General features: G+C 74.0%; 20 protein-coding genes. 14 read left to right on the top strand and 6 right to left on the bottom strand.

The genetic code is table 11. From position 1 onward, the window contains the following. Positions 1-13: 13 nt before the first annotated feature. The 9 genes from ACIGXM_RS20525 (at position 14) to ACIGXM_RS20485 (ending at position 10,585) form a co-directional block, all read left to right on the top strand. A complete protein-coding gene (locus ACIGXM_RS20525) occupies positions 14-1,078 on the top strand; it encodes a FecCD family ABC transporter permease (protein WP_396562844.1) in 1,065 nt (354 codons plus the stop codon). Next, a complete protein-coding gene (locus ACIGXM_RS20520; RefSeq protein WP_396562842.1) occupies positions 1,075-2,118 on the top strand; it encodes a FecCD family ABC transporter permease in 1,044 nt (347 codons plus the stop codon). The genes ACIGXM_RS20525 and ACIGXM_RS20520 overlap by 4 nt, the downstream gene beginning before the upstream one ends. A 47-nt stretch (positions 2,119-2,165) precedes the next feature. Continuing rightward, entirely contained in the window at positions 2,166-3,005 is an 840-nt protein-coding gene (locus tag ACIGXM_RS20515) for an ABC transporter ATP-binding protein (RefSeq protein ID WP_396563108.1), read from the top strand. After that, entirely contained in the window at positions 3,002-5,062 is a 2,061-nt protein-coding gene (locus tag ACIGXM_RS20510) for a penicillin acylase family protein (RefSeq protein ID WP_396562840.1), read from the top strand. The genes ACIGXM_RS20515 and ACIGXM_RS20510 overlap by 4 nt, the downstream gene beginning before the upstream one ends. Next, a complete protein-coding gene (locus tag ACIGXM_RS20505; protein WP_396562838.1) occupies positions 5,049-5,627 on the top strand; it encodes a GNAT family N-acetyltransferase in 579 nt (192 codons plus the stop codon). The genes ACIGXM_RS20510 and ACIGXM_RS20505 overlap by 14 nt, the downstream gene beginning before the upstream one ends. Positions 5,628-5,737: 110 nt before the next feature. Further along, positions 5,738-7,198, top strand: a complete 1,461-nt coding sequence (locus ACIGXM_RS20500; protein ID WP_396562836.1) for a Y4yA family PLP-dependent enzyme — start codon at positions 5,738-5,740, stop codon at positions 7,196-7,198. After that, positions 7,195-8,514, top strand: a complete 1,320-nt coding sequence (locus tag ACIGXM_RS20495; RefSeq protein WP_396562834.1) for a pyridoxal-phosphate dependent enzyme — start codon at positions 7,195-7,197, stop codon at positions 8,512-8,514. The genes ACIGXM_RS20500 and ACIGXM_RS20495 overlap by 4 nt, the downstream gene beginning before the upstream one ends. A 10-nt stretch (positions 8,515-8,524) precedes the next feature. Then, positions 8,525-9,712: an aminotransferase class V-fold PLP-dependent enzyme gene (locus ACIGXM_RS20490; RefSeq protein ID WP_396562832.1), complete on the top strand. Its 1,188-nt coding sequence runs from the start codon at positions 8,525-8,527 to the stop codon at positions 9,710-9,712. Between the two features lie 114 nt (positions 9,713-9,826). Continuing rightward, on the top strand, positions 9,827-10,585 hold the full coding sequence (locus tag ACIGXM_RS20485) for a class I SAM-dependent methyltransferase (protein ID WP_396562831.1): 759 nt from the start codon (positions 9,827-9,829) through the stop codon (positions 10,583-10,585). A gap of 7 nt (positions 10,586-10,592) precedes the next feature. On the opposite strand, the gene ACIGXM_RS20480 is transcribed toward ACIGXM_RS20485, so the two are convergent. The 4 genes from ACIGXM_RS20480 to ACIGXM_RS20465 form a co-directional block, all read right to left on the bottom strand. Beyond that, positions 10,593-10,841 (bottom strand): hypothetical protein, encoded by a 249-nt coding sequence (locus ACIGXM_RS20480; protein ID WP_396562829.1) that lies wholly within the window; start codon positions 10,839-10,841, stop codon positions 10,593-10,595. 161 nt (positions 10,842-11,002) lie between these two features. Continuing rightward, entirely contained in the window at positions 11,003-14,950 is a 3,948-nt protein-coding gene (locus ACIGXM_RS20475) for a Pls/PosA family non-ribosomal peptide synthetase (RefSeq protein WP_396563106.1), read from the bottom strand. Between the two features lie 303 nt (positions 14,951-15,253). Further along, on the bottom strand, positions 15,254-15,379 hold the full coding sequence (locus ACIGXM_RS20470) for a hypothetical protein (RefSeq protein WP_396562827.1): 126 nt from the start codon (positions 15,377-15,379) through the stop codon (positions 15,254-15,256). A gap of 687 nt (positions 15,380-16,066) precedes the next feature. Next, positions 16,067-16,585 carry a DoxX family protein gene (locus tag ACIGXM_RS20465; protein ID WP_396562825.1) on the bottom strand — a complete coding sequence of 173 codons (519 nt, stop codon included), beginning with the start codon at positions 16,583-16,585 and terminating at the stop codon, positions 16,067-16,069. A gap of 220 nt (positions 16,586-16,805) precedes the next feature. On the opposite strand from ACIGXM_RS20465, the gene ACIGXM_RS20460 reads away from it, so the two are divergent. Further along, positions 16,806-19,025, top strand: coding sequence for an NADP-dependent isocitrate dehydrogenase (locus tag ACIGXM_RS20460; RefSeq protein ID WP_396562823.1), 2,220 nt, complete (start codon positions 16,806-16,808; stop codon positions 19,023-19,025). Between the two features lie 120 nt (positions 19,026-19,145). Here the strand turns inward: ACIGXM_RS20460 and ACIGXM_RS20455 are convergent, their stop codons facing one another. Further along, on the bottom strand, positions 19,146-19,607 hold the full coding sequence (locus ACIGXM_RS20455; protein WP_396562821.1) for an NUDIX hydrolase: 462 nt from the start codon (positions 19,605-19,607) through the stop codon (positions 19,146-19,148). Beyond that, complete coding sequence (locus tag ACIGXM_RS20450) at positions 19,604-21,124, bottom strand: SDR family NAD(P)-dependent oxidoreductase (RefSeq protein ID WP_396562819.1); 1,521 nt, start codon at positions 21,122-21,124, stop codon at positions 19,604-19,606. The genes ACIGXM_RS20455 and ACIGXM_RS20450 overlap by 4 nt, the downstream gene beginning before the upstream one ends. 103 nt (positions 21,125-21,227) lie before the next feature. Here ACIGXM_RS20450 and ACIGXM_RS20445 point away from each other — a divergent pair, with 103 nt between their 5' ends. From ACIGXM_RS20445 to ACIGXM_RS20430, 4 genes are all read left to right on the top strand, one after another. Then, positions 21,228-22,193, top strand: coding sequence for a 2-hydroxyacid dehydrogenase (locus tag ACIGXM_RS20445; protein WP_396562817.1), 966 nt, complete (start codon positions 21,228-21,230; stop codon positions 22,191-22,193). Between the two features lie 5 nt (positions 22,194-22,198). After that, positions 22,199-23,392, top strand: a complete 1,194-nt coding sequence (locus tag ACIGXM_RS20440) for a cytochrome P450 (protein WP_396562815.1) — start codon at positions 22,199-22,201, stop codon at positions 23,390-23,392. A 111-nt stretch (positions 23,393-23,503) separates the two neighbouring features. Continuing rightward, positions 23,504-23,737: a hypothetical protein gene (locus ACIGXM_RS20435; protein ID WP_396562813.1), complete on the top strand. Its 234-nt coding sequence runs from the start codon at positions 23,504-23,506 to the stop codon at positions 23,735-23,737. Positions 23,738-23,761: 24 nt separating this feature from the next. Then, on the top strand, positions 23,762-25,024 hold the full coding sequence (locus tag ACIGXM_RS20430; RefSeq protein WP_396562811.1) for an SPFH domain-containing protein: 1,263 nt from the start codon (positions 23,762-23,764) through the stop codon (positions 25,022-25,024). Positions 25,025-25,116: the final 92 nt, after the last annotated feature.

Genomic DNA, 25,116 nt, shown 5'->3' with positions numbered 1-25,116 from the left:
CCCTGGAGCCACCGTGTCCGTCACCCGCAGCTCACCGGCCACCACCGAGCTGGCGGCCGCACCGCCGCCACGCGGTCGGCCCCCGGGGAGCCGGGTCGCGGGCCGGGTCGCGGGCCTCGCCGGCTCCCTGCTGCTCCTGCTGCTCGTGCTCGCGCTCAGCATCGGGGTGGGGGCGAAGGAGCTCTCGCTCGGCGAGGTCTGGCACGGCCTGCTCGACCGGAGCGCCGCCAGCTACCCGGTGGTGCACCAGATGCGGCTGCCACGCACCCTGCTCGGCCTGGTGGCCGGCATCGCGCTGGGCCTGGCCGGCGGCGTGATGCAGGCGCTGACCCGCAATCCGCTCGCCGACCCCGGCCTGCTCGGCATCAACGCCGGCGCTTCGGCCGCCGCCGCCACCGCCGCCTCGTTCCTGGGCGTGGCCACCTTCGCCGGCTACGTCTGGTTCGCGCTGGCCGGCGCCGCGGTGGTGTCGGTCCTGGTGTACGCGGTGGGCGGCGGGCGTGGCGCCACCCCGGCCCGCCTCGCGCTGGCCGGCTCGGCGCTCAACGCGGTCTGCTACTCCTACGTGAGCGCGGTGATGCTGCTGAACACCACCGCGCTCGACCGCCTGCGGTTCTGGACGGTCGGTTCGCTCGCCGGTGCCACTCCCGGCACGGTGGCCGCGATGCTGCCGTTCGTCGCGGTGGGCCTGGTGCTGGCGCTGGCGCTGGCCCGGCCGCTCAACGCGCTGGCCCTGGGCGACGACTCGGCCCGCGCGCTCGGCGCCCACCCGGGTCGGGTCCGGGGCGCGGCCATCGTCGCGGTGACCCTGCTGTGCGGGGCGGCCACCGCCGCCTGCGGGCCGATCGTCTTCGTCGGACTGCTGGTGCCGCACGTGGTGCGCGCGCTCACCGGCCCCGACCTGCGCTGGCTGCTGCCCTACTGCGCGCTGCTCGCGCCGGTGCTGCTGCTGGGCGCGGACGTGCTCGGGCGGGTGCTGGGCCGGCCCGGCGAACTCGAGGTGGGGATCGTGACCACGGTGCTCGGCGGGCCGTTCTTCCTCGCCGTCATCCGCCACGGAAGGGTGGCCCAGGCATGACAACGCATCGGAGCACCGGCGTGCTGCGGCTGCCGGGTGGGATCTCGCTGCGCTTCCGCCCCCGGGCGCTGGCCGTGGCCGGCGGCAGCGCGCTGCTGACCGCCCTGCTCGCCGTGCTGGCGCTGGGCAGTGGCGACTACCCGATCTCCCCGGCCGACGTGCTGCGCGCGCTCACCGGCGGCGGCTCACCCGCCGACGAGTTCATCGTCCAACAGCTGCGACTGCCCCGGGTGGTCACCGCCCTGCTGGTCGGCGTCGCGCTGGCGCTGGCCGGGGCGGTCTTCCAGACGGTGGTGCGCAATCCGCTGGGCAGCCCGGACGTGCTCGGCTTCACCCAGGGCGCGGCGGCCGGGGCGCTGGTCGTGGTGGTCGCGGGCGGTAGCAGCCTGGCGCTGGCCGGCGGCGCGGTGGCCGGCGGGTTGGCCAGTGGTGTGCTGGTGTACGCGCTGGCCTGGCGGCGCGGGGTGCACGGCTACCGGCTGGTGCTGGTGGGCATCGGCGTGTCGGCGATCCTCACCGGTGTCAACGGCTACCTGCTGACCCGGGCCCAACTGATGGACGCCGCACGGGCGATGCTCTGGCTCACCGGCAGCCTGAACGGCCGTGGCTGGGAGGTCGCCGGGCCGCTGCTGGTCGCGCTGGCCGTGCTGGTCCCGGTGGTGCTCTGCTGCGGGCCCGCGCTGCGGATGATCGAGCTGGGGGACGACACGGCGTACGCCCTCGGCGTGCCGGTCGAGCGGCTGCGGCTGGTGCTGCTGACCGCCGCGGTGCTGCTGGCCTCCTTCGCCGCCGCGGCGGCCGGCCCGGTCTCCTTCGTCGCGCTCACCGCGCCGCAGGTGGCCCGCCGGCTGACCAGGGCGCCCGGGCCGAACCTGCTGCCCTCGGCGTTGCTCGGCGCGGCGTTCCTGGTCGCCGCCGACTGGGTCGCCCAACGGGCGGTTCCCGGACACGAGTTGCCGGTCGGCGTGGTGACCGGTGTGCTGGGCGGCGGTTATCTGGTGTGGCTGCTCGCCACCGAACGGAAGGCGGGCCGGATATGAGCGACTCGACCACCCGCGGCGCAGCCGCGGCCGACGACGGAGGACAGATGCACGAGCCCGAGCAGTCCCGGGTGCCCGACGGGTTCCGACTGAAGGGCCGGGGGCTGACCCTCGGCTACGACCGGCGGATCATCGCGGAGGAACTGACCGTTGCCATCCCGGACCGCTCGTTCACCGTCATCGTCGGGCCGAACGCCTGCGGCAAGTCCACCCTGCTGCGCGCGCTCGCCCGGATGCTGAAGCCGGTGCGCGGCAGCGTCCTGCTGGACGGTCAGGACATCGCCGCGCTGCCGGCCAAGCGGCTCGCCCGCACCCTCGGCCTGCTGCCCCAGACGTCGGTCGCGCCGGATGGGATCACGGTGGCCGAGCTGGTCGCCCGCGGTCGCTACCCGCACCAGGGCCTGCTCCGCCAGTGGTCGCCCGAGGACGAGCGGGTGGTCGCCGAGTCGATGGCCGCCACCGGGGTCGCCGACCTGGCCGACCGCCTGGTCGACGAGCTGTCCGGCGGCCAGCGGCAGCGGGTGTGGATCGCCATGGCGCTCGCCCAACAGACCCCACTGCTGCTGCTCGACGAGCCGACCACCTACCTCGACATCACCCACCAGATCGAGGTCCTCGACCTGTGCGCCCGGCTGCACGAGGAGCAGGGCCGCACCCTGGTGGCCGTGCTGCACGACCTCAACCACGCCGCCCGCTACGCCACCCACCTGATCGCGATGCGCGACGGGCGGGTGGTGGCGGCCGGGCCACCGGCCGAGACCGTCACCGCCGAGTTGGTAGAGGAGGTCTTCCGGCTCCCGTGCCAGGTCATCGACGACCCGGAGACCGGCACCCCGCTGGTGGTGCCGGCGGCCCGCCGACGCCTTCGGCACCAGGAGCCGGTGTGAGCATCGAGACCTACCGGGACGCCTGGGGCATCCCGCACCTGCGCGCCGACAGTGCGAACGAACTCGCCTTCGCCCAGGGGCGCAACGCCGCCGTCGACCGGGCCTGGCAGATCGAGGTCGAGCGGCACCGCGCGCTGGGAACCACCGCCGCCTTCCTGGGAGCCGAGGCGCTCGGCTGGGACACCTTCGCCCGACGGGCCCGACTGGCGGACACCGCCCGGCGCTGCTTCGACCGCTTGGACGCGCCGACCGCCGCCTGGGTCACCGCCTTTGTCGCGGGGGTCAACGCGGGCCTGGCCGAAACCGCCCACCGAGCCCCGGAGTTCGCCGCCAGCGGGCTCAACCCCGGTCGCTGGCAGGCATGGACCCCGTTGGCGGTCTGGCTCTCCACGCACATCCTCTTCGCCGGCTTCCCCGGCAAGCTCTGGCGCGAGGAGGTCGCCGGCCGGCTCGGCCCCGACCGGATCGGGCTGTTCGCCACCGACGGCCCCGGCACCGCCGGTAGCAACGGTTGGCTGATCGCCGGCGAGCGGACCGCGAGCGGCGCCGCGCTGATCGCCGGCGATCCGCACCGGTTCATCGAGGACCCGGGCATCTACCAGCAGGTCCACCTGGCCTGCCCGGAGTTCGACGTGGTGGGGCTGGCCGTCCCGGGCGTCCCGGGGCTCGCCCACTTCGGCCACACCGGCACCGTGGCGTGGGCGATCACCAACGCGATGGCCGACTACCAGGACCTCTACCGGGAACGGCTGCGCCGCCGGGCCGACGGCGTGCTGGAGGCGCTCGGCCCGGACGGTCCGCGGCCCGCCGCCGTGCACACCGAGACCATCGAGGTGGCCGGCGCCGACCCGGTCCGGATCGAGGTGATCGAGACCGAGCGCGGCCCGGTGGTGATCGGCGGACCGGACGGGCCGGGCCCGGCCCTCAGCCTGCGCTACCCGCCGCGGGTGCGTGAGGAGTTGGGCTTCGAGGCGCTGCCCGCCCTGCTCCGGGCGCGGACCGTGGCCGACGTGGACCGGGCGCTGGACCGCTGGGCCGAGCCGGTCAACGTGGTGCAGGCGGCGGACACCGCGGGCGGGCTGCTGCACCGGGTGGCCGGCGCGGTGCCGCTGCGCCACCCCGACAACGCCCTGCGGGTGGTGCCGGCCTGGTCGGCCGAGCACGCCTGGCGGGGCTGGCAGCCGATGCCGCGCGAGGCGGTGGACGGGATCGCGGTGATGGCCAACCAGCGGGGACTGGCCGAGCCGCTCGGGGTCGAGTTCGCCCCGCCGTACCGGGCCGAGCGGATCCGCGCGCTGCTGGACGCGCCGACGCCCTGGCGGGCCGCGGACCAGAGGGCCGTCCACACCGACACCCACCTGGCCGCCGCCGAACCGCTGTTGGCGTTGCTGGCCGGCCTGGCCGGGCTCTCCCCGCGGGCCGCCGGGTTGCGCGACCGCCTGCTGGCCTGGGACCGGCGGATGGCCGCCGACAGCACCGACGCGGCGTGCTTCGCCGCGCTGCGGACCGCGCTGGTGCGACGACTGGCCGCGCGCCCGGAGCTGGCCCGGCTGGCCGAGCCGAACCCGTACCCCGAGCTCTTCCAGCCGTGGCTGGCGCTGCTGCCGCGGATCGGGTACGCGCTGAACGGGGTGCTCACCGGCGGCCTGCTGTCCGAGCCGGACCGGACCGAGCTGCTCGCCGGCGCCGTCGAGGAGCTGGCCGCGGACGGCCCGCCGACCGTCCGGTGGGGTGAGCGGCACCGGCTCGCGCCCTGGCGGGCCTGGCCCACCGGGCCGGAGGAGCACTGGCCCGAGCTGGCCGGCGACCACGACTGCGTGCTGGCGACCTCCAGCATCCCCGGCCTCACCGACCGCAGCGCCCGCGGCCCGGCCGCCCGCTACGTCTGGGACCTCGACCGGCGTGACGACAGCGGGTGGGTGGTGCCCTTCGGTGCCTCCGGCCGGCCCGGCGACACCCACCGGCGCGACCAACTGCCGTACTGGCTGCGCGGGGAGCTGATCCCCGTGATCACCGACTGGACCCGCCTCACCAAGGAGCAGGATGACCACCGCTGAGTCCCCCGCGCGCCGGGCCGTGTACGAGCGGACGGTGGACGGCTTCGGCACCGTCCGGATCGTCCCGGTCGACCCGGTGGCCGACCTCGACCTGCTGCACTCCTGGGTCACCCAGGAACGGGCCCGCTTCTGGGGCATGCTGGACGCCGACCGGGCCCGGGTGCACGAGATCTACGCCTACCTCGACTCGCTCGACACGCACCACGCGTACCTGCTGTGGCGGGACGGCCGGCCGGTCGCGCTCTTCCAGACCTACCAGCCGGAGGCCGATCCGGTGGGGGAGTACTACGACGTCCAGCCCGGTGACTTCGGCGTCCACCTGTTGATCGGCCCGTGCAGCGGGGAATCCCGGCGCGGCTTCAGCGAGACGCTGATCGCGGTGTTCCTCGGCTTCGTGCTGGCCGACCCGGCCCGGCGGCGGATCGTGGTCGAACCCGACGCCCGCAACGACAAGGCGATCGCCCGGCTGCTCCGGTCCGGGTTCGTCCTCGGACCGGAGATCGAACTGCCGGAGAAGCGGGCCCGGTTGGCCTTCCTGAGCCGGGACGCCGTGCCGCTCGGGTAGCCGTGCCCACGGGGCCGCGAGGGGGTGCGCGGTGTGCGGCCTGTTTTCGCTCGATGAGAGCGGCTACCGTGGCGGGCGGGGTCTCGCGCGAGAGTCGGGGGTCACGTCGGATGGAAGCATCGCCGCTCTACCTGGAGCCGCGTCTGGAGCCGCGACTCGGCGCGTTGCTGCGGTCCGCGGACCTCCTGCACTCCCTGGTCGACGCCCTGGGCTCCCCGCTCAACCTGCTCCTGCCGGCGCAACTCGCCGAGAACGTGGCCCGGTTCCGCGCGATCTACCGGAAGCACCGCCTGTCCGGCGGCATCCTCTTCGCGCACAAGGCGAACCGGTCGAGCGCGCTGGTCCGGCAACTCGCGGCGAGCGAAGCCGGACTGGACGTCGGATCGCTGGCCGAGCTGCGGCACGGGCTCGGTGCCGGCCTCGCCCCGGACCGGATCACGGCGACCGGTCCGAAGACCCCGGAGTTCCTCTGGCTGGCCGCCCGCACCGGTGTCCTCGTCAACATCGACTCCCGTGGGGAGTTGGAGGCGCTGGCCGCCCTGGTCCGCAAGCACGCGCTGCCCCCGGCCCGGATCACGCTGCGGCTCTCGGGCTTCCAGGGTCCGGGCGCGACGGTGCTCACCCGGCCGAGCCGGTTCGGCACCCGGCCGGCCGAGTTGGACGACCTGCTGGACGCGGTGGAGGGTCATCGCGACACCACCGAGCTGGTCGGTGTCGGGTACCACCTGGACACCGTGGGCCTGCCGGAGAAGGCGGTCGCGCTGGAGGCCTGCGTCAGGGCGATGAACGAGTGCCGGCGACGCGGGCTGCGTCCTCGGGTGATCGACATCGGCGGCGGCTTCGGCGTCAACTACCTGGCGCACCCCGAGCAGTGGGAGCGCTACACCAGCGAGCTGGCGAACGCGGTGCTGGGCCGGCGGCCCGCGCTGACCTGGCAGGGCCACGGCTACGGGCTGCGCGGCGAGTCCGGCACCCTCCGGGGCACCCTCGGGCTCTACCCGGCCCACCGGCCGGTCGCCGCCGAGCGGTACCTCGACGAGTTGCTCTCGTCCCAGGCTCCCACGCTGGGGCGGCCGTTGGCCACGCTGCTGCTGGAGAACCTCTACGACCTGGCCATCGAGCCGGGCCGTGCGCTGGTCGACCAGTGCGGTGCGGTGCTGGCGACGGTGCTGGAGGTCAGGCGGACCCCGGAGGGCGATCCGCTGGTGCGCCTCGGACTGAACGCCGGCGACATCGGCCTCGAGGCGCACGGAGTACTGATGGACCCGCTGCTCGTGCCACGGGACGGCGGAGTGCCGAAAACCGGCCCGGTCGGCGTCTACCTGGCCGGAAACCTCTGCCTGGAAAGCGATCTGATTACCCGTCGGATGGTCTTCCTGCCCGGCCTGCCGGCACCCGGCGACCTGTTGGCGTTCGCCAACACCGCGGGCTACTGCATGGACTTCGGCGCGCACCACGCGATGCGCCAGCCGGTCGCCCGCACGGTGGCCGTCGACCGGGCCGACGGGTCGTGGCGCTGGTGGCTCGACACCCAGTACTGGCCCATCTTCGCTACGGGGGAACAGAGTTGAGATACGACAGCATCACCGAGGCGATCGGCGACACGCCACTGGTCCGGATCGACCCGGCCGTGCACGGGCTGCGGAACATCGACCTGTACGCCAAGTTGGAGATGCTCAACCCGTTCGGCTCGGTGAAGGACCGCGCCGCGTGGCACATGACCCGCGACCGGCTGGCCGTCGCGACCGAACGCGGCGACACCATCGTGGAGCTGTCCAGCGGCAACACCGCGAAGGCACTCGCCGCGATCGCCGGCATGCACGGCCTGCCGTTCCGCAGCGTGACCAACCGGATGAGGATCCCGGAGATCAAGGACCTGTTGCTCCTGCTCGGTGCGGAGATCGAGGAACTCCCCGGCCAGGCCGAGTGTTTGGACCCCACCAACACCGACGACCCGCTCACCCGGATCCACCGGATGCTCTCCACGGCGGAGACCGGTTACCTGCACACCGACCAGTACTACAGCGCGCTCAACACCGAGGCGCATCTGACCGGGACCGGTCCGGAGATCCTGCGCGACCTGGACGGCCGCGCCCCCGACCACTTCATCGCCTGCGTCGGCACGGCCGGCTCCTCCACCGGGGTGGCCACCGCGCTGCGCGAGCGTGATCCCGGGGTGGACGTGCTCGGACTGGTGGCCCACAAGTCCGACTTCATTCCGGGCATCCGGACCATCGACGAGCTGCACGAGGTCGGGCTGTTCGACCCCGCCGGTTACGACGGCATCGAGGCCGTCACCGCCGACGAGGCGATCGACGGCATGCTGACCCTGATCCGCCGCTGCGGCCTGCTGGCCGGCCCGACCGGCGGCGGCGCCTACTACGGCGCGGTGCGCCATCTGCGGCGGTTCGACGCCGAGTCGACCGAGCGCCGGACGGCCGTGTTCATCGTCTGCGACCGGGTCGAGAGCTACCTCAGCTACATCCGCCGACGCCGTCCCGAGCTGTTCAACCAGCCACCGCGGGCCAACTCGGCCGCTGACCTCGCCACGGCGGAAGTCGCCGCCGCCACCGTCGTCGACGTCGAGCGGGCCCGGAAGTGGATCGCCGCCGAGCGCCCGCTGGTGGTCGACCTGCGCGGCCCGTTCGCCTACGCGGCGCTGCACATCGAGGGCTCGATCAACATCGTGGACCAGCTCTTCGAGGAACTCCTGCACGGCGGGCTGCCGTTCGGCCGGCAACAACCCGTCCTGCTGGCCTGCCCGGTGGGGGAGCAGTCGCAGCGGTACGCCGCGCTGCTCACCCGGATGGGACACCGCGACGCGCGCAGCCTGGCCGGCGGCATCATCGGCTGGCGGGACGCCGGTGCCCCGCTGGTGAGTGACTGAGGGGCCGGCCGTGCAGTCGGTGTTCAAGGAACTCGAGGACTGGAACGCGGAGTTGCGCGCCCAGTTCCCGATCATCACGGCCAGTCCGGAACTCGCCTACCTGGACAGCGCCGCGACCGCGCAGAAGCCGAGGGCCGTCCTGGACGCCGTGCGGACCTACCTGACCACGGCGAACGCCAATGCGGGCCGCGGCAGTTACCCGTGGGCCAACCGGACCACCGCGCTGGTGGCCCAGGCCCGGGAGCGGGTCGCCGCGTTCCTCGGTGACCCGGCCCCGGACCGGTCGGCGGTCCACTTCGTCAGCGGTGCGAGCGAGGGCCTGCGCACGGTGGCCCGGGACTGGCTCACGGAGCACCTGACCGCCGGGGACGAGATCATCGTGCCGTTCGCCGACCACCAGGCGAACGCGCAGCCCTGGCTGGAGGCACAGCGGCTGCTCGCCGCCCAGGGGGTGCGGGTCACCGTCCGGGAGATGCCGTACCAGGCCTCCTCGCACGACTACGATCCGGCCCGGCTGGCCGAACTGGTCGGTGAGCGGACCGCGTTCGTGGCCGCCACCCATGTGCACCACGTCTACGGCGGCGACCTGAACGTGCACCGGATCCGTCAGGCGGTCGGCCCCTCCGTGCCGATCTGCCTGGACGCCGCGCAGAGCGTCGGTCACCTGCCGGTCGACGTCGGCACCCTGGACGTGGACTTCGTGGTGTTCTCCGGCCACAAGGCGATGGCCCTGCCCGGCATCGGGGCGATCTGGGCCCGCAACACCCGGGGCCCGGAGTTCGCCCCCGGCGGCTGGGCCGGCACCCCGAACACCAGCGGGATCGTCAGCCTGGTGGCGGCCCTCGACTGGCTGGACGCCGCCGCCCCGGCCCGGATCGAGCGCTGGACGGTCGCCCTGGCCGCCCGTCTCACCGACGGCCTGCGCCGGCTGCCCGGCTACGAACTGCTCGGCTGCCAGCTGAGCCTGGCGGTGGACTCGCCGGTGCAGCAGCGGCACGGCATCGTGAGCTTCCGGCGCCACGGGACGAGCGCCAACGACCTCGGCTTCGTCCTGTCCACGCACGGCTTCCTGGTCCGTGCCGACAGCCACTGCCAGGCCCGGGCCGGCGAGCAGGAGGACTCGGTACGGGTGAGCCTGCACGTCTACAACACCCCGGAGGAGATCGATCGGCTGCTGGGGGTGCTCGACGCGCTCTGACCGGACCCGGGCGGCGACCCGGACTTCATCGAAACGATTTTCGTTTCCATTTATGGACTAGAGTGTGCGCCCAGACCCTCGGTGGTGAGACCCGTGGTGGTGAAAGGGGCATGGATGGGCGTGAGCATGGCGCTGGCCGAGACCTGGGTCGAGCGCTGGGAGCGCCAGCAGGAGCGGTACGCGGTCGACCGCGAGGAGCGGTTCACGGTGATCGCCGACGTGGTGGAGTGGGTGACGGGCCGCCAGGAGCGGCCCCTGGTCCTCGACCTGGGCAGCGGGCCGGGATCGCTCGCGGTCCGGATCGCCGCCCGGCTGCCGCACGCGCACCTGGTCGCCGTGGACGTCGACCCGCTCCTGCTGGAACTGGGTCGTACCAACGCCCCGGACGCGGCGCGCTTCGTCGAGGCGTTGATCGGGGCGGACGGCTGGCTCGACGTGCTGGAGCTGGACCGCCCGGTCGACGCGGCCGTCTCCACCACCGCGCTGCACTACCCGGCACCGGAGCGCCTGCTGGAGATCTACCGCGAGCTCGCGGCCGTGCTCCGACCCGGCGGCGTGCTGGTCAACGGGGACCACCTGGCCCCGCCGGAGCCGGTCCTCGCGTCGCTCGCCGCCACGGTCGGCCACCGGCGGGCGGGGCGGCAGGGGCCGGTCCCCGCGGAGGACTGGGCCGCTTGGTGGGCCGCCGCCCGCCAGGTGCCCGAGTTCGCGGACCTGCTGGCCGAGCGGTCGGCGAAGGCGGCCCCGACCAGCGGAGAGGGCAACGGACTGTCGGTGCTCCAGCACCAGGAGCTGCTCCGGGAGGCCGGCTTCCGTGAGGTCGGTGAGGTGTGGCGGTACGGCGACAGCTGCGTCCTGGTCGCCGTGCGCTGAGCGCCGGCTACGGCCACTCGGCCTCGCCGGTCGTGGTGGCGGAGGGATCGTCCGCGTCCCACACCGTGGCGATCAGGCGCTCCGGCAGTGACTCTCCGCGCCGGGTCGCCTGCTGCAGGTACCGCTCGACCAGGAAGGTGGCGAAGTCGTCGGGAGACCGGCGAAGTTCGCTCCTGGTGGGCGGCGGAAACCTCAGCAGCACGATCCCGTCACCGCCCGCGCGGACTTCGCGCAACTGCCACCCGTAGTTGGGCATGGAGGCCTCCGGCGGTCTCTCGCGCCATCCCCGACCGTACGGCCCGCGCACGCACGGCCGGGCCTGCCTCCAATGTAACCGGGGGGCCGGCAGCCCGAACGCCGGGAGCGGCGGGCCGGCAGCCCGCCGGTCCCGCCGCTCCCGGGCTCGCCGAGCCCGGGTCACGCCACGCTGTGACTAGGCCGACGGAGTGAGGCCGGCTCCGGCGACGACCAGGTCGCCACCGGGTTCCCCGTCCAGCTGGTCCCCGCCGGCATCTCCTCGCCGCGCATCACCAGCGACGACGCCCCGACCGTGGTCCCCGCGCCGATCGCGGAGCCGGGCAGCGCGATGGAGTGCGGGCCCAGCGCGGCGCCCTCGCCCAGCCGGACCTGGTCCAGACGCATCAGCCGGTCGTGGAAGAGGTGGGTCTGCAGCACGCAACCCCGGTTGACGCTGGCCGCCGCCTCCACCCGGACCAGGTCGGTCTCCGGCAGCCAGTGCGTCTCGCACCACACGCCGCGCCCGATCCGGGCCCCGAGGCTGCGCAGCCAGAGGTTGAGCAGCGGGGTGCCGATCAGCGAGCTGCCCAGCCAGGGCATGGCCAGCGTCTCGACGAAGGTGTCGTACAGCTCGTTGCGCCACACGAAGCCGGACCAGAGCGGGTGCTCGCCCACCCGGAACCGGCCCACCAGCAGCCACTTCGCCAGCGTGGTGACCAGGCAGGCGAGCACACCGGCGGCGAGCAGCACCACCCCGGCCAGCAGCGCCGCGCCGCCCGGGCCGCGCATGACCAGCGTCTCCTGCAGGGCCGCGAAGACCAGGTCGCCCAGCACCGCGCCGGCCACCGCCGGCAGCAGCCGGCACAGCTCCACGCCGGCCCGGGCCAGCACCAGCCGGCGCGGCGGGTCGTAGGTGCGGCTCGCGTCGACGGCGTCCGCGACCCGGGGCAGCGCGATGCCCGGCCGCCCCAGCCAGGACGAGCCCGGCTCGGCGTGCGCGGGGGCGTCCGCCAGCACGCCCACCAGGGCATGGTCGGGCAGCTCCCGGCCGGGGCCGACGATGCCCGAGTTGCCGACGAAGGCCCGCCGGCCGATCCGCGCGGCCCCGAGCCGCAGCCGGCCGCCGCGCACCTCGAAGGGGGCCACCAGGGTGTCGTCCGCGAGGAACGCGCCGTCGTCCACCCGGGTCAGCGTGGGCAGCGCGAGCACGGTGGAGGCCTCCACCCGCCGGCCCACCCTCGCGCCCAGCAGCCGCAGCCAGACCGGCGTGAAGAGGCTCGCGTAGAGCGGGAAGAGCGAGCCGCGCGCGGTGTTCATCAGCCGGTTCACCAGCCAGGCGCAGAAGGCGACCCTGCCCTGTGCCGGGTGGTCACCGGGGGTGAGCGGGATGCTGAACAGCCGGACCAGCAGGGCGGTCAGGGCCGCGTAGCAGGCCAGCGTCAGCACGGTCAGCGCCGGGGTGTACGCCAACAGCTGGACCGTCGCGGCGCCCAGGGTCCGGGTGTGCTCGACCGCCGGGAAGCAGATCGCCAGCGCGGGCACGGCGGCGAGCAGCGGGACCAGGCCCAGGCCGGGCAGCGCGAGCGCGTACGCGAGGTCCCAGCGGCGGGAGCGGCGGTCCTCGGGTCCCGGCCGGTTCTCGCCGGCCGGTGCCGGGTCGCCGGTCGCCCGGGCCGGCGAGCCGTGCCAGCTCTCGTGGGCGGGCACCTCGCCCAGCACGCAGGACCCGGCGGCCACCTCCGCCCCCTCGCCCACCCGGGCGCCGGGCATCAGCATGGCGCGGGTACCGATCCGGGCCCCGGCGCCGACCTCGATCGCGCCGACGTGCAGCACGTCGCCCTCCAGCCACCAGCCGGCCAGGTCCGCCTCGGGCTCGACCGAGCAGCCGGCGCCGAACCGGGCCAGGCCGGTGACCGGCGGCGCGGCGTGCAGCTCCGCGCCGGCCCCGACCCGGCAGCCCAGCGCACGGGCGTAGCGCCGGGCCAGCGGCGTCCCCAGCAGCGAGGCCAGGTTGAACATCGCCACCACCCGCTCGGCCGCCCAGAGCCGCAGGTGCACCGAGCCGCCCCGGGGGTACGAACCGGGCCGCAGCCCGGCGGTGAGCAGCCGGGCCGACCCCGCGCCGATCAGCAGCCGGCCGGGCCCGCTCGCCAGCAGCGCCAGGCCGCCCAGCACCACCCACCAGGAGGTGTGCGGGGCCCAGGGCAGCGGCCCGGCCAGGTTGTCGAGGGCGGCCAGCGCCAGCACCCAGCGCAGCCCGCTGACGGTGAACAGCATGGCCAGCAGCAGGAGTTGGAGCGCACCGGCGCGGCGCGGCACGGGCCGCACCCGGCGCTCCTCGCCGGCCGCGACGCCGGTCGCGTCCAGGCGCGCCGCCAGGTCGAGCAGGCCCGGGTGTGCGTAGAGGTCGGCGACCGACACCGACGGGTAGCGGGTCCGCAGCACGGAGACGAGTCTGGCGGCGGCCAGGCTGGTGCCGCCGAGCGAGAAGAAGTCGCTGTCGCCGGTGACCGGCAGGCCGAGCAGCTCCTGCCAGCGTTCGGCGAGCCAGCCGGCGGTGCCGGAGAGCCGCGGCCCGTCGGGCGCCGCCCCCCGGCCGGTCTCCGCCAGCGGCCAGGGCAGCGCGGCGCGGTCCACCTTGCCGGAGGTCTTGGTGGGCAGGTCCGCCACCACGGCCAGCACCGGCACCAACGACCGCGGCAGCCGCTCCAGCAGCCGGGCCCGCGCCGCGGCGGTGTCGAAGGCGGCCCGCGCGGCGTCCAGGACCAGGTAGCCGACCAGCACCTGGCCGCCGGCCGGGGTGTCGCGCACCGCCGCGGCCGCCGCGCGCACGCCCGGCAGCGCCTGCAGCGCGGCGTCGACCTCGCCCAACTCGATCCGCCGTCCGGCGAGTTTGACCTGCTCGTCGGCCCGCCCCACGAAGACCAGGCCCTCCGGGTCGGCTCGGACCAGGTCGCCGCTGCGGTACACCCGCGGGCTGCGCAGGCAGCGCTCGGCGCCGAACTTCTCCGCGTCCTTGACCGGATCCAGGTAGCGCGCGGTGCCCACCCCGCCGATCAGCAGCTCACCGGTCCCGTGCCAACCCACCGGCCGGCCCTGGTCGTCGACGACCGCCAGCTCCCAGCCGTCCAGCGGCGCGCCGATCCGCACCGGCCCGCCCGGGGTGAGCAGGGCCGCGCACGCCACCACCGTGGTCTCGGTGGGACCGTAGGTGTTCCACAACTCGCGTCCGGGGCGGGCCAGTCGCTCGACCAGCTCGGCGGGGCAGGCCTCGCCGCCGAGGATCAGCAGCCGCACCCGCTCCAGGCACTCCCGCGGCCAGAGCGCCGCCAGCGTCGGCACGGTGGACACCACCGTGATCCCACGCTCGACCAGCCACGGCCCGAGGTCGGTGCCCGCCCGCACCAACGACCGCGGCGCGGGCACCAGGCAGGCGCCGTGCCGCCAGGCCAGCCAGATCTCCTCGCACGACGCGTCGAACGCCACCGACAGCCCCGCCAGCACCCGGTCCCCCGCGCCGAGCGGACCCTCGCGCAGGAAGAGCCGGGCCTCGGCGTCCACGAACGCCGCCGCCGAACGGTGCGTCACCGCCACGCCCTTGGGCCGTCCGGTGGTCCCCGAGGTGAAGATGATCCACGCGTCGTCGGTCGGCTCCGGCCGGCCCGGGCGTCCCGCGGGACGCGCACCGGGGCGCGCAACCACCGTGCGGTCCGCGCCGACCACCGCGCGGACCTCGGCGTCGGTCCAGACCAGCTCCGCCCGCTCGTCCGGATCGTCCGCGTCCACCGGCACGTACGCGGCCCCCGCCCGCAGCACCGCCAGGATCGCCACATAGAGGTCGGCCGTCCCCGACGGCACCCGCACTCCCACTCGGTCACCCACCCCGACCCCGGCGTGGGTCAGACGAGCAGCCAACTCGTCGGCCTCGTTCAGCAGTTCACGGTAGCTCAGGACCACCCCGCCGGCGTCCAGCGCCGGCGCGCCGGGCCAGGCCTCGGCGGTCCCCTCGATGACGTCGAGCAACGTCCGGGCCGGCGCGGCCGGCACCACCGGCCAGAGCGCACCTCCCCCCGGCACGCCGTCCGTCCGGTCAACCGTTCGGCAGCGATCCAACTGCTGCCACTCCATCGCTGTGTTCACGAACCTTGTCCTCCCCATGAGCTTGCGGGCGGGTGACATGGCGGTTCCCGTCGCCCCCGAACAGTGCGTCGCCGGTCCGGCGAACCCATTGCCCGGTGGGGCGGAATCCAGCCGGCTCCGTACGGCCGGCCGGAGTTGGGGCCAGTCACCACCTCGCCGAAGCTAACGAATCGTCATGAGGGAGTGATTAAAAGGGTCGTCGGTTCCCTTTGAATTCCATGGGATTCCGAATAACCCGAAAGATATTCCTGCAACGAACACCAGAACGAAATATCGCGAAGTGGATGCGCGCTAAACGGATTTGGTGGCATTCTGCAGCAGGCTCGTGACGGTATCGTCGAAATAGGCGCCGTAGGAGGCACCGGGGGAGTCGCCGCCCACGTCCTCGATCTGCTGCCCGCTGCCGTTGGGCGCCACCCGGAGGAACGCGAAGTCCTGGTCCTGGTTGTGGTGTTGACTTCAGTCCTCGGTGGCGTAGGCCTGGGTGACCTGTCAACTGCCGTACGGGGCCTTCCCGCTGCGATGACCCGGGGCGAACGGCATGCCGCCCGGGGGGAGGCGCAGTGGGCCGTGGCGATCAGCAGGTTGCGGGTGGCGCTGCGCGGTCTGCGTGCTGGGCGAGGAGGCCGCCGAGTACGGGGCGCCGAGGAGCGGGAGGGCCGTCGTCGGCAGACCGGAGGCGATCCGAGGGGCTTTCGCCCGAGCGCTGTCCGGTCGTCAGTGCGCGCTGAGCAGCAGTGCGAGGAGCGCCGTCAGGCCGAGCATCATGCCCAGACAGCCGCGCCGCCGCCCCCAGCCGCCTCGTCCCGGGCCGAAGGCCCAGAGGTCCTCCCGGCGGCGTCGGTCGCCGTCGTGGTGACGGTCGTGGCCACCGTGGTGGTGGCCGCCGTGCCCCCCGTGCCCCCCGTGCCCCCCATGGCCCCCATGCCCCCCGTGGCCCCCGTGCCCCCCGTGGTGGTGGCCGCCGCCGTGACCGTTCATCTCCCCGCCCCTCCGTACCCCCGGTAACTGTCGCGTGACAGCCTGCCACGTCCGGGTCCGGCCGAGCCGCCCTCGTCACTCGATCGATGGACACGATTCCGGCCGACAACGGCGCCGGTGCGGTTACCTGCGCAGGGCGAGGATCACCGCCGCCGAGGCCAGGGCCAGTGCCAGGGCGGCGACGCCGTAGGCCGTGCGGTGCGAGCGGAGGCCGGGGAGCAGGCGATCCGCGGCCAGTCGGCCCGGGCCGGTGAGGGCGAGCGCGGCGGCGCCCGCGGTCAGCAGCAGCTCGTACTCGATGCCCTGCGGGGCGAAGAACCCGCCGTTCCACTTCACGGCCACGGCGTTGACCATGGTGCCGACGACGGCGGCGGCCGCGAGCGGGGTGAGCAGGCCGGCCGCCAGTCCCAGGCCGCCGAGGAGTTCGCCGAGGCCCGCCACCACGGCCATGGCGCGGCCGGACGGATAGCCGCTCATGGTGAAGAACCGGCCGGTGGCGTCCAGGCCGCTGCCGCTGATCCAGCCGAGGATCTGGCTGCCGTGGGCGGCCAGGGTGAGGCCGACGGCGAGCCGGAGCACCAGCAGGCCGACGTCCTGGCCGGGGGTGCCGTTCGAGGTGCGGTCCGAGTTGAGCGAGGACATCCTCAAGTCTCTCCAATGACAGGGGTGTTGGCGTTGTCGTGCCTGCGGGCCGGGCTGGCTCGACGTAGTGGTTCAAATTCGAACCACAATGCGACAGTACCCTGAGGTTCAAATTCGAACAACTCCGACTCGCCGGTCCGGTGCAGGGGTTGGTGTCGAGGAGGGGCGATCACGAGATATCTTGATGTCGAGACGTTGTAGACGTGAAGCGGAGACCCCGGTGACTGACTCGACCATCATCTATACGCACACTGACGAGGCCCCGGCCCTGGCAACGTATTCCCTGCTGCCCGTGATCCAGGCCTACGCCTCGACGGCGGGTGTCAGCGTGGAGACCCGCGACATCTCCCTCGCCGGGCGCATCATCGCGAGCTTCCCCGACTTCCTGGAGGAGGGCCAGCGCATCCCCGACGCCCTGGCCGAGCTGGGTGAGCTGGCCAAGACCCCCGAGGCCAACATCATCAAGCTGCCGAACATCTCGGCCTCCATCCCGCAGCTCAAGGCCGCGATCGCGGAGCTGCAGTACGCGGGCTACGCGCTGCCGGACTACCCGGACGACCCGAAGACCGACCAGGACAAGGACGTCCGGGCGCGCTACGACAAGGTCAAGGGCAGCGCCGTCAACCCGGTGCTCCGCGAGGGCAACTCCGACCGTCGCGCCCCCGCCTCGGTCAAGAAGTACGCCCAGACCCACCCGCACCGGATGGGCGCCTGGAGCTCCGACTCCAAGACCAACGTCGCCCACATGAGCGCCGGTGACTTCCGCACCAGCGAGAAGTCCGCGGTGATCGCCGAGGACGGCGCGCTGCGGATCGAGCTGGTGGGCCAGGACGGCAGCACCACCGTGCTGCGCGAGTCGGTGCCGGTGCTCGCCGGCGAGGTCGTGGACGCCTCCGTGATGCACGTCGCGGCGCTGCGCGAGTTCCTCGCCGCCCAGGTCGCCCGGGCCAAGGCCGAGGGCGTGCTGTTCTCGGTGCACCTCAAGGCCACCATGATGAAGGTCTCCGACCCGATCATCTTCGGCCACGTGGTGCGTGCCTTCTTCCCGAAGACCTTCGCCCAGTACGGCGAGACCCTCGCCGCCGCCGGCCTGAACCCGAACAACGGCCTCGGCGCCATCCTCGACGGCCTGGACGCGCTGCCCGAGGGCGCGGCGATCAAGGCCTCCTTCGACGCCGAGCTGGCCGAGGGCCCGGCCCTGGCGATGGTCGACTCCGACCGCGGCATCACCAACCTGCACGTGCCGAGCGACGTCATCGTCGACGCCTCGATGCCGGCCATGATCCGCACCTCCGGCCACATGTGGGGCCCGGACGGCAAGGAGGCCGACACCCTGGCCGTCCTGCCGGACAGCAGCTACGCCGGCGTCTACCAGGTCGTCATCGACGACTGCCGCGCGCACGGCGCCTTCGACCCGGCCACCATGGGCTCGGTGCCCAACGTCGGTCTGATGGCGCAGGCGGCCGAGGAGTACGGCAGCCACGACAAGACCTTCGAGATCCCGGCCGACGGCACCGTCCGGCTGGTCGACGCCGCCGGCGACGTCGTGCTGGAGCAGCCGGTCAGCGCCGGCGACGTGTTCCGCGCCTGCCAGACCAAGGACGTGCCGATCCGCGACTGGGTCAAGCTCGCCGTCACCCGGGCCCGTGCCACCGGCGACCCGGCGGTGTTCTGGCTGGACGAGAGCCGCGCGCACGACGCCAACCTGATCGCCAAGGTCAAGGCCTACCTGCCCGAGCACGACACCGAGGGCCTGCGGATCGAGATCCTCTCGCCGGAGAAGGCGACCGCGTTCTCGCTGGAGCGCATCCGCCGCGGTGAGAACACCATCTCGGTCACCGGCAACGTGCTGCGCGACTACCTGACCGACCTGTTCCCGATCCTGGAGCTCGGCACCAGCGCCAAGATGCTCTCGGTCGTCCCGCTGATCAACGGCGGCGGCCTGTTCGAGACCGGCGCCGGCGGTTCCGCGCCCAAGCACGTCCAGCAGCTCCTCAAGGAGAACTACCTGCGCTGGGACAGCCTGGGCGAGTTCTTCGCCCTCGCGGCCAGCTTCGAGCACCTGGCGCAGACCAGGGGCAACGCGCGGGCGCAGGTGCTCGCCGACACGCTCGACCGCGCGACCGGCACCTTCCTGGAGGAGAACAAGTCGCCGAGCCGTCGCCTCGGTGGCATCGACAACCGCGGCAGCCACTTCTACCTGGCCCTGTACTGGGCCCAGGAGCTGGCCAAGCAGACCGACGACGCCCAGCTGGCCACGGCCTTCGCGGGTCTCGCCAAGACGCTGGCCGAGCAGGAGCGGACCATCGTCGACGAGCTGATCGCGGTCCAGGGCTCGCCGGCCGAGATCGGCGGCTACTACCAGCCCGTCCCCGCCAAGGCGGCGGCCGTGATGCGTCCGTCGAAGACCCTCAACGAGGCCATCGCGATCCTCGGCTGAGTGCGGTGAACGGAAAGGGTCCCCGGGCTGCACAGCCCGGGGACCCTTTCCCGTCCCGCCAGAGTCCCGTCCCGGCGGATTCCCGCCCCGGCGGATTCCCGTCACTTCGGACGGGTCGCGTCAGGCGAGCGGATAGCCGTGCACGCCGGGCGGGAGCGGCGGTGCGCCGGGGAGCCAGTACGACAGCACCCACGCGGACGGACCGAACATCGGGCCCGGCAGCGCGTCCAGCGCGAACCGCTCCCAGCCGGCGCAGGCATGCGGCTCGGTGACCTCGGCGGGTGCGTCGCTGGGCGGGGCCAGCACGGCCGCGGTGAGCCGGGGCCGGCCGTCCAGGTGGTCGAGCACCACCCCGAGCACCCGCATCCGCTCCGCCGGCAGCACGATGCCGGTCTCCTCGGCCAGCTCGCGGGCCGCCGCCCGCTCGAAGGACTCGCCCGGGTGGTCCACCTTGCCGCCCGGCAGGCTCCAGGTCGGCGGCTCCCCGGCGGTGGTCCGCCGGCCGAGCAGCACTCCGCCGCGGCCGCTCGGCACGATCACGCCGGCACCGATCAGCGGCGCGCCGGCCGGTTGGCGGCTCACCACGGCGAGGGCGCGAAGTCCTTGAGGAAGCACCCGTGGAGGTCCTCCCCCTGCTCGCCACGGACGATCGGGTCGTAGACCCGCGCCGCGCCGTCCACCAGGTCCAGCGGGGCGTGGAAGCCCTCGTCGGCGAGCCGCATCTTGTCGGGGTGCGGGCGCTCGTCGGTGATCCAGCCGGTGTCCACGGCGGTCATCAGGATGCCGTCGGTCTGCAGCATCTCCTGCGCGCTGGTCCGGGTGAGCATGTTGAGCGCGGCCTTGGCCATGTTGGTGTGCGGGTGACCGGCACCCTTGTAGCCGCGGCTGAACTGGCCCTCCATCGCGGAGACGTTCACCACGTACTTGCGCCGGGCCGCGGCCGCCGCCATCGCCGGCCGCAGCCGGCTGATCAGGATGAACGGCGCGATCGAGTTGCAGAGCTGGACCTCGAGCAGCTCGACCGGGCCCACCTCGGAGACGGTCTGCACCCAGCTGTTGGTCGCCGCCAGGTCCGGCACCAGGCCGCCGGCGTCGATCGCGGTGCCGGCGGCGATCCGCTCCGGCGAGGCCGAGCCGGTGACCAGGGCCAGCGCGGTGACCTCCTGCGCGCTGAGCAGCTCGCGCTCACCGCTCGCCTGCCCCGGCAGCGCGGGCCGGTCCACGCTGCCGCTGCCGAAGCTGCCGATCACCTCGGCGGCGGGCAGCGCGCCGGCCGGCAGCGGCGCGGACTCGGCGGCGACCAGCTCGGCGTAGGCGGCGGGGGAGCGGCGCACGGTCTGCGCGGCGTTGTTGATCAGGATGTCCAGCGGGCCGTCGGCCGCCACCGAGTCGGCCAGCGCGACCACCTGGGCCGGGTCGCGCAGGTCGATCCCGACGATCTTCAGGCGGTGCAGCCACTCGGCGCTGTCCGGCATCTCCTTGAAGCGGCGGATCGCGTCGTTGGGGAACCGGGTGGTGATCGTGGTGTGCGCCCCGTCGCGCAGCAGTCGCAGCGCGATGTACATGCCGATCTTCGCCCGGCCGCCGGTGAGCAGCGCGCGGCGGCCGGTCAGGTCGGTGCGCGCGTCCCGGCGGGCCCGGTTGGACTTCGCGCAGGGCTGGCAGAGCTGGTGGTAGAAGGCGTCCACCTCGACGTACCGGGTCTTGCAGACGTAGCAGGAGCGCGGGCGCTGCAGGATGCCGGCGATCTCGGTGGTGGTCTCGGTGGTGAGGCCGAACGCGCCCGCCGTCTCGTCGTCGATCCGGCCGGGGGCGCCGGTCGCGGTGGCCGCGGTCACGGCGCGGTCGTTCGCGGTCTTGGCGGCCCGCACCTCCTGGCGGCGGCGCTGCTTCACGGTCCGGAATATCCCGGCCACCGCCTTGCGGATGGTGATCGCGTCCGGGTGGTCGATCGGCAGCGCGTCCAGCTCGTCGAGGACGTCGAGGCAGAACCGCAGCCGTTCCGGATCGATCCCGGGGCCGAGCCCGCCCTCCGGGCCGTCGCTCGCCGGAACCTCTCGTGTCGCCTCGATGGTCTGTCGCTCCTCGCTCGCCGTCATGCCTGTCCGCTGCTTCCTTGTTCGCTGATCCCCGCCCGATTACCCCAGGAATGCTACGGAGTGCCTGCGACACGGCCAAACGCGCTCGGTAGATTCATTGCCCATGAGCGCTGAGAACGTCCCTGCCGTGCTGCTTCCCTACTCGGCGCGGGAGATCCCGGGGCTGCCCGCCGGGCTGGAGCCGCACCTCTTCGACGGGAGCGCCTGCGACGGCCGGCCGGGCCCGCCGCCGCCCGGGCTGCTGGCCCGGATCGAGCTGCTGGTCGTCCCCTACATGAACACCCGCCCGGTGCTGCCGCTGCTGCCCGCGATGCCCGCGCTGCGGGCGGTGCTCACCCAGACCGCCGGGGTCGACGACATCCTGCCGCACGTCCCGGACGGGGTGCTGCTCTGCAACGCGCGCGGGGTGCACGACGCCTCCACCGCCGAGCTGGCGCTCACCCTGACGCTGGCCGCGCTGCGCGGGGTGCCCGGCTTCGTCCGGGGCCAGGACGCCGAGCAGTGGCTGGCCGGCTTCTACCCGGCACTGGCCGACCGCACGGTGCTGCTCGTCGGGTACGGCTCGGTCGGCGCGGCGATCGAGGAGCGGCTGCGGCCCTTCGAGTGCGAGGTGCTGCGGGTGGCCCGGACGCCGCGGGAGGCCGTGCACGGTCCGGTGCACGGGCTGGCGGCGCTGCCCCGCCTGCTCCCGACGGCGGACGTGGTGATCCTCGCGGTGCCGCTCTCGGAGCAGACCCGGGGGCTGGTCGACGCCGGGTTCCTGGCCGCGATGCGGGACGACGCGCTGCTGGTGAACGTGGCCCGCGGTCCGGTGGTGGACACCGGGGCGCTGCTGGCCGAGCTGACCGCCGGCCGGTTGCGCGCCGCGCTGGACGTCACCGACCCGGAGCCGCTGCCGGCCGGTCACCCGCTCTGGCACGCTCCCGGTGTGCTGATCACACCGCACGTCGGCGGCAGCTCCTCGGCCTTCCTGCCCCGCACCCGCCGGCTGATCGGCGCCCAGCTGAACCGGTTCGTCCTGGGCGAACCGCTGGCCAACGTGATCGCCCGGGACCGGCCCGTAGGCTGACGCGCATGGCTTCTGACCCGACCTCAGTGATGGATCCGGCCCGCCTGACAGCGGACCCCCACACCGGCTACGCCGAGCTGCGCCGGCGCGGCCCGGTGCACCGGATGACCGGTTCCGACGGGCTGCCGTTCTGGCTGGTCACCCGCTACGAGGACGTCCGCCGGGCACTCGCCGACCCCCGCCTCTCGCTCGACAAGCGGCACGCCCGGCCGGGGAACTACCGCGGCCTCGCGCTGCCGCCCGCGCTCGACGCCAACCTGCTCAACATGGACCCGCCGGACCACACCCGGATCCGTCGGCTGGTCGGCCAGGCCTTCACGCCCCGGCGGATCGAGCAGATGCGCGAGCCCGTGCAACGGCTCGCCGACGAGTTGCTGGACGTCGTCGAGCCGGCCGGCCGTGCCGAACTGATCGCCGACTACGCCGCGCCGCTGCCGATCACGGTGATCTGCGACCTGCTCGGCGTGCCGGTGGCCGACCGGCGCGACTTCCGCGGCTGGACGGACACCCTGATCAGCCCCGACCCGGCGCGGCCCGAGGCGGCCAGGGCGGCGGTCGGCGCGATGCTGCGGTTCTTCACCGAGCTGATCGCGCACAAGCGGGCCGAGCCCGGCGACGACCTGCTCTCGGCGCTGACCGCGGTCCGCGACCGGGAGGACCGGCTCAGCGAGGACGAGCTGACCTCGCTGGCCTTCCTGGTCCTCTTCGCCGGCTACGAGAACACCGTCCACCTGATCGGCAACGGCGTGCTCGCCCTGCTGGAGCACCCCGAGCAGCTGGCCGCGCTGCGCGCCGACCCGGGGCTGATCGGCCCGGCGGTGGCCGAACTGGCCCGGTTCGACGGCCCGACGCCCTTGGCCATCCGGCGCTTCACGCGGGAGGACGTGGAGATCGGCGGGGTGCGGGTGCCGGCCGGTGAGACCGTGCTGCTCTCGATCGCCTCGGCCAACCGCGACCCGGCGCACTTCGCCGGCCCGGAGGTGCTCGACCTGCGGCGCCCCGAGAGCGGCCAGGTGACCCTGGGCCACGGCATCCACTACTGCCTGGGCGCGCCGCTGGCCCGGCTGGAGGGCGAGATCGCGCTGGCCACGCTGCTGCGCCGGTTCCCCGCGCTGGCGCTGGACGGGCCTGCCGGGGCGCTGCGCCGCCGACCCTCGCTGCGGGCCCGGGGGCTGCTGGCGCTGCCGGTGCGGTTCTGAGCGTCCGCGGCGCGCCGGAGCGGGGGAACCGGCGCGCCGCCGGCCGGGTCCTTTTGCCGCCCGGGATCGTTAGATTGGAACGAGCAGAGGTCCTGCGGTGCCGGAGGACGGGTGAGCTGGATGGGCGTGCCGGACGACGTCGAGCCGGACCTGGTCGGTGTGGTGGGGCGGGTGACCGTTTCGATTCCGGCGCACGGGCCGGGTGAGGTGCTGCTGCCGGTGCGCGGCGGCACCGAGGCGTACGCGGCGTGGGCCGACGCGCCGATCGCCCGGCACACCCAGGTACTGGTGGTGGAGCGCACTTCGGCTCGGTCCGTCATCGTCGTGCCGTTCCCGGCCGACTAGAGCCCGCAACCAGAGGAGTCCGCCATGCTGTTCTGGCACGTTCCCGCACCGAACGAAGCCCTGCTGATCTCCGGTTCCAAGCGACAGGCGCAGGACACCCAGTTCCGGATCGTCACCGGTCACGGCAGCTTCGTGATGCCGGTCAAGCAGAAGGCCCGGATCCTCTCGCTGGCGCTGCGGGAGGCGGAGATCGCCGAGGACTGCGTGACCCAGCAGGGCATCCGGCTGACCGTGCGGGCGGTCACCGTCTTCAAGGTGGGCGACGACTTCGTCTCGATCGCCAACGCGGCCCGGCGCTTCCTGGCCGAGCAGGACCGGATGGAGGAGCTGGTCGGCCGGATCTTCGCGGGCCACCTGCGCTCGATCGTCGGCGGCCTGACGGTGGAGCAGATCATCCGGGAGCGGGACCGGGTCTCCCAGGAGGTCAAGGAGGGCAGCCACACCGAGATGGAGAAGCTCGGGATCGTGGTCGACGCGCTGCAGATCCAGGAGATCGAGGACGCCTCCGGCTACATCACCAACCTGGCCGCCCCGCACGCCTCGGCGGTCGCCAGCCAGGCCCGGATCGCCCAGGCCAAGGCCGACCAGCTGGCCGCCGAGCGGGAGCAGGAGGCCGCCGCGCTCAAGGCGCAGTACGAGCGGGACACCGCGATCAAGCGGGCGGGGTTCGTGGCCGAGACCGAGCAGGCCAACGCCCGGGCCGCGCAGGCCGGCCCGCTGGCCGAGGCCAAGGCCTCGCAGGAGGTCATCGCCGAGCAGACGCTGCTGGCGCAGCGTCAGGCCGAGCTGGCCGCACAGCGCCTGGAGGCCGAGGTCCGGCGGCCGGCGGACGCGGAGGCGTACCGGCAGCGCACCCTGGCCGAGGCGCAGCGGGACCGGGCGAAGTTCGAGGCCGAGGGCGAGGCGTACCGGCGCACCACGCTGGCGACGGCGGAGGCGCAGGCGGTCCGGGTCCAGGCGGACGGCAGCGCCTACGCCGAGCGGACCACCGCCGAGGCGCAGTCGGCGGCGAACGCCGCGCGGGCCGAGTCGCTGCGCGGCGGCAACCAGGAGCTGATCGCCGCCAACCGGATCGTCGAGCAGCTGCCGGCGTTGGTGGACGCGGCGGCCCGGGGGCTGGCCGGAGCCAACCTGACCGTGCTGAACGGGACGGACGGGGTGAACCAGCTGGCGGCCGGGGTGGTCGGGCAGGGGCTGGCGATCCTCGACACGCTGCGGCAGGGGACCGCGGCGGCGGGGCAGGCGCGGGAGACCGCGCCGAGCGGGAAGTCGGTCGACCTGAGCTGAGGTGCGACCGTTCGGCGACAGCGCGGGGACCCGGCGGTTGGGCCGTCCGGGTCCCCGCGCCGCACGCCCGGGTGGGGTGGGCGGGGCAGTCC

Origin of the sequence: Kitasatospora sp. NPDC052896, from assembly GCF_044547075.1 — a bacterium.
In the GTDB taxonomy this organism is placed as follows: domain Bacteria; phylum Actinomycetota; class Actinomycetes; order Streptomycetales; family Streptomycetaceae; genus Kitasatospora.
This window is presented reverse-complemented; position numbering and strand designations above follow the sequence as displayed.

What these genes read in the sequence shown, in the direction of transcription:
- ACIGXM_RS20480 (WP_396562829.1), bottom strand. Translation starts at nt 10,841, where the DNA reads ATGCCCAACTACGGGTGGCAGTTGCGCGAAGTCCGCGCGGGCGGTGAC.
- ACIGXM_RS20505 (WP_396562838.1), top strand. Translation starts at nt 5,049, where the DNA reads ATGACCACCGCTGAGTCCCCCGCGCGCCGGGCCGTGTACGAGCGGACG.
- ACIGXM_RS20520 (WP_396562842.1), top strand. Translation starts at nt 1,075, where the DNA reads ATGACAACGCATCGGAGCACCGGCGTGCTGCGGCTGCCGGGTGGGATC.
- ACIGXM_RS20445 (WP_396562817.1), top strand. Translation starts at nt 21,228, where the DNA reads ATGAGCGCTGAGAACGTCCCTGCCGTGCTGCTTCCCTACTCGGCGCGG.
- ACIGXM_RS20485 (WP_396562831.1), top strand. Translation starts at nt 9,827, where the DNA reads ATGGGCGTGAGCATGGCGCTGGCCGAGACCTGGGTCGAGCGCTGGGAG.
- ACIGXM_RS20450 (WP_396562819.1), bottom strand. Translation starts at nt 21,124, where the DNA reads ATGACGGCGAGCGAGGAGCGACAGACCATCGAGGCGACACGAGAGGTT.
- ACIGXM_RS20465 (WP_396562825.1), bottom strand. Translation starts at nt 16,585, where the DNA reads ATGTCCTCGCTCAACTCGGACCGCACCTCGAACGGCACCCCCGGCCAG.
- ACIGXM_RS20440 (WP_396562815.1), top strand. Translation starts at nt 22,199, where the DNA reads ATGGCTTCTGACCCGACCTCAGTGATGGATCCGGCCCGCCTGACAGCG.
- ACIGXM_RS20430 (WP_396562811.1), top strand. Translation starts at nt 23,762, where the DNA reads ATGCTGTTCTGGCACGTTCCCGCACCGAACGAAGCCCTGCTGATCTCC.
- ACIGXM_RS20500 (WP_396562836.1), top strand. Translation starts at nt 5,738, where the DNA reads ATGGAAGCATCGCCGCTCTACCTGGAGCCGCGTCTGGAGCCGCGACTC.
- ACIGXM_RS20515 (WP_396563108.1), top strand. Translation starts at nt 2,166, where the DNA reads ATGCACGAGCCCGAGCAGTCCCGGGTGCCCGACGGGTTCCGACTGAAG.
- ACIGXM_RS20475 (WP_396563106.1), bottom strand. Translation starts at nt 14,950, where the DNA reads ATGGAGTGGCAGCAGTTGGATCGCTGCCGAACGGTTGACCGGACGGAC.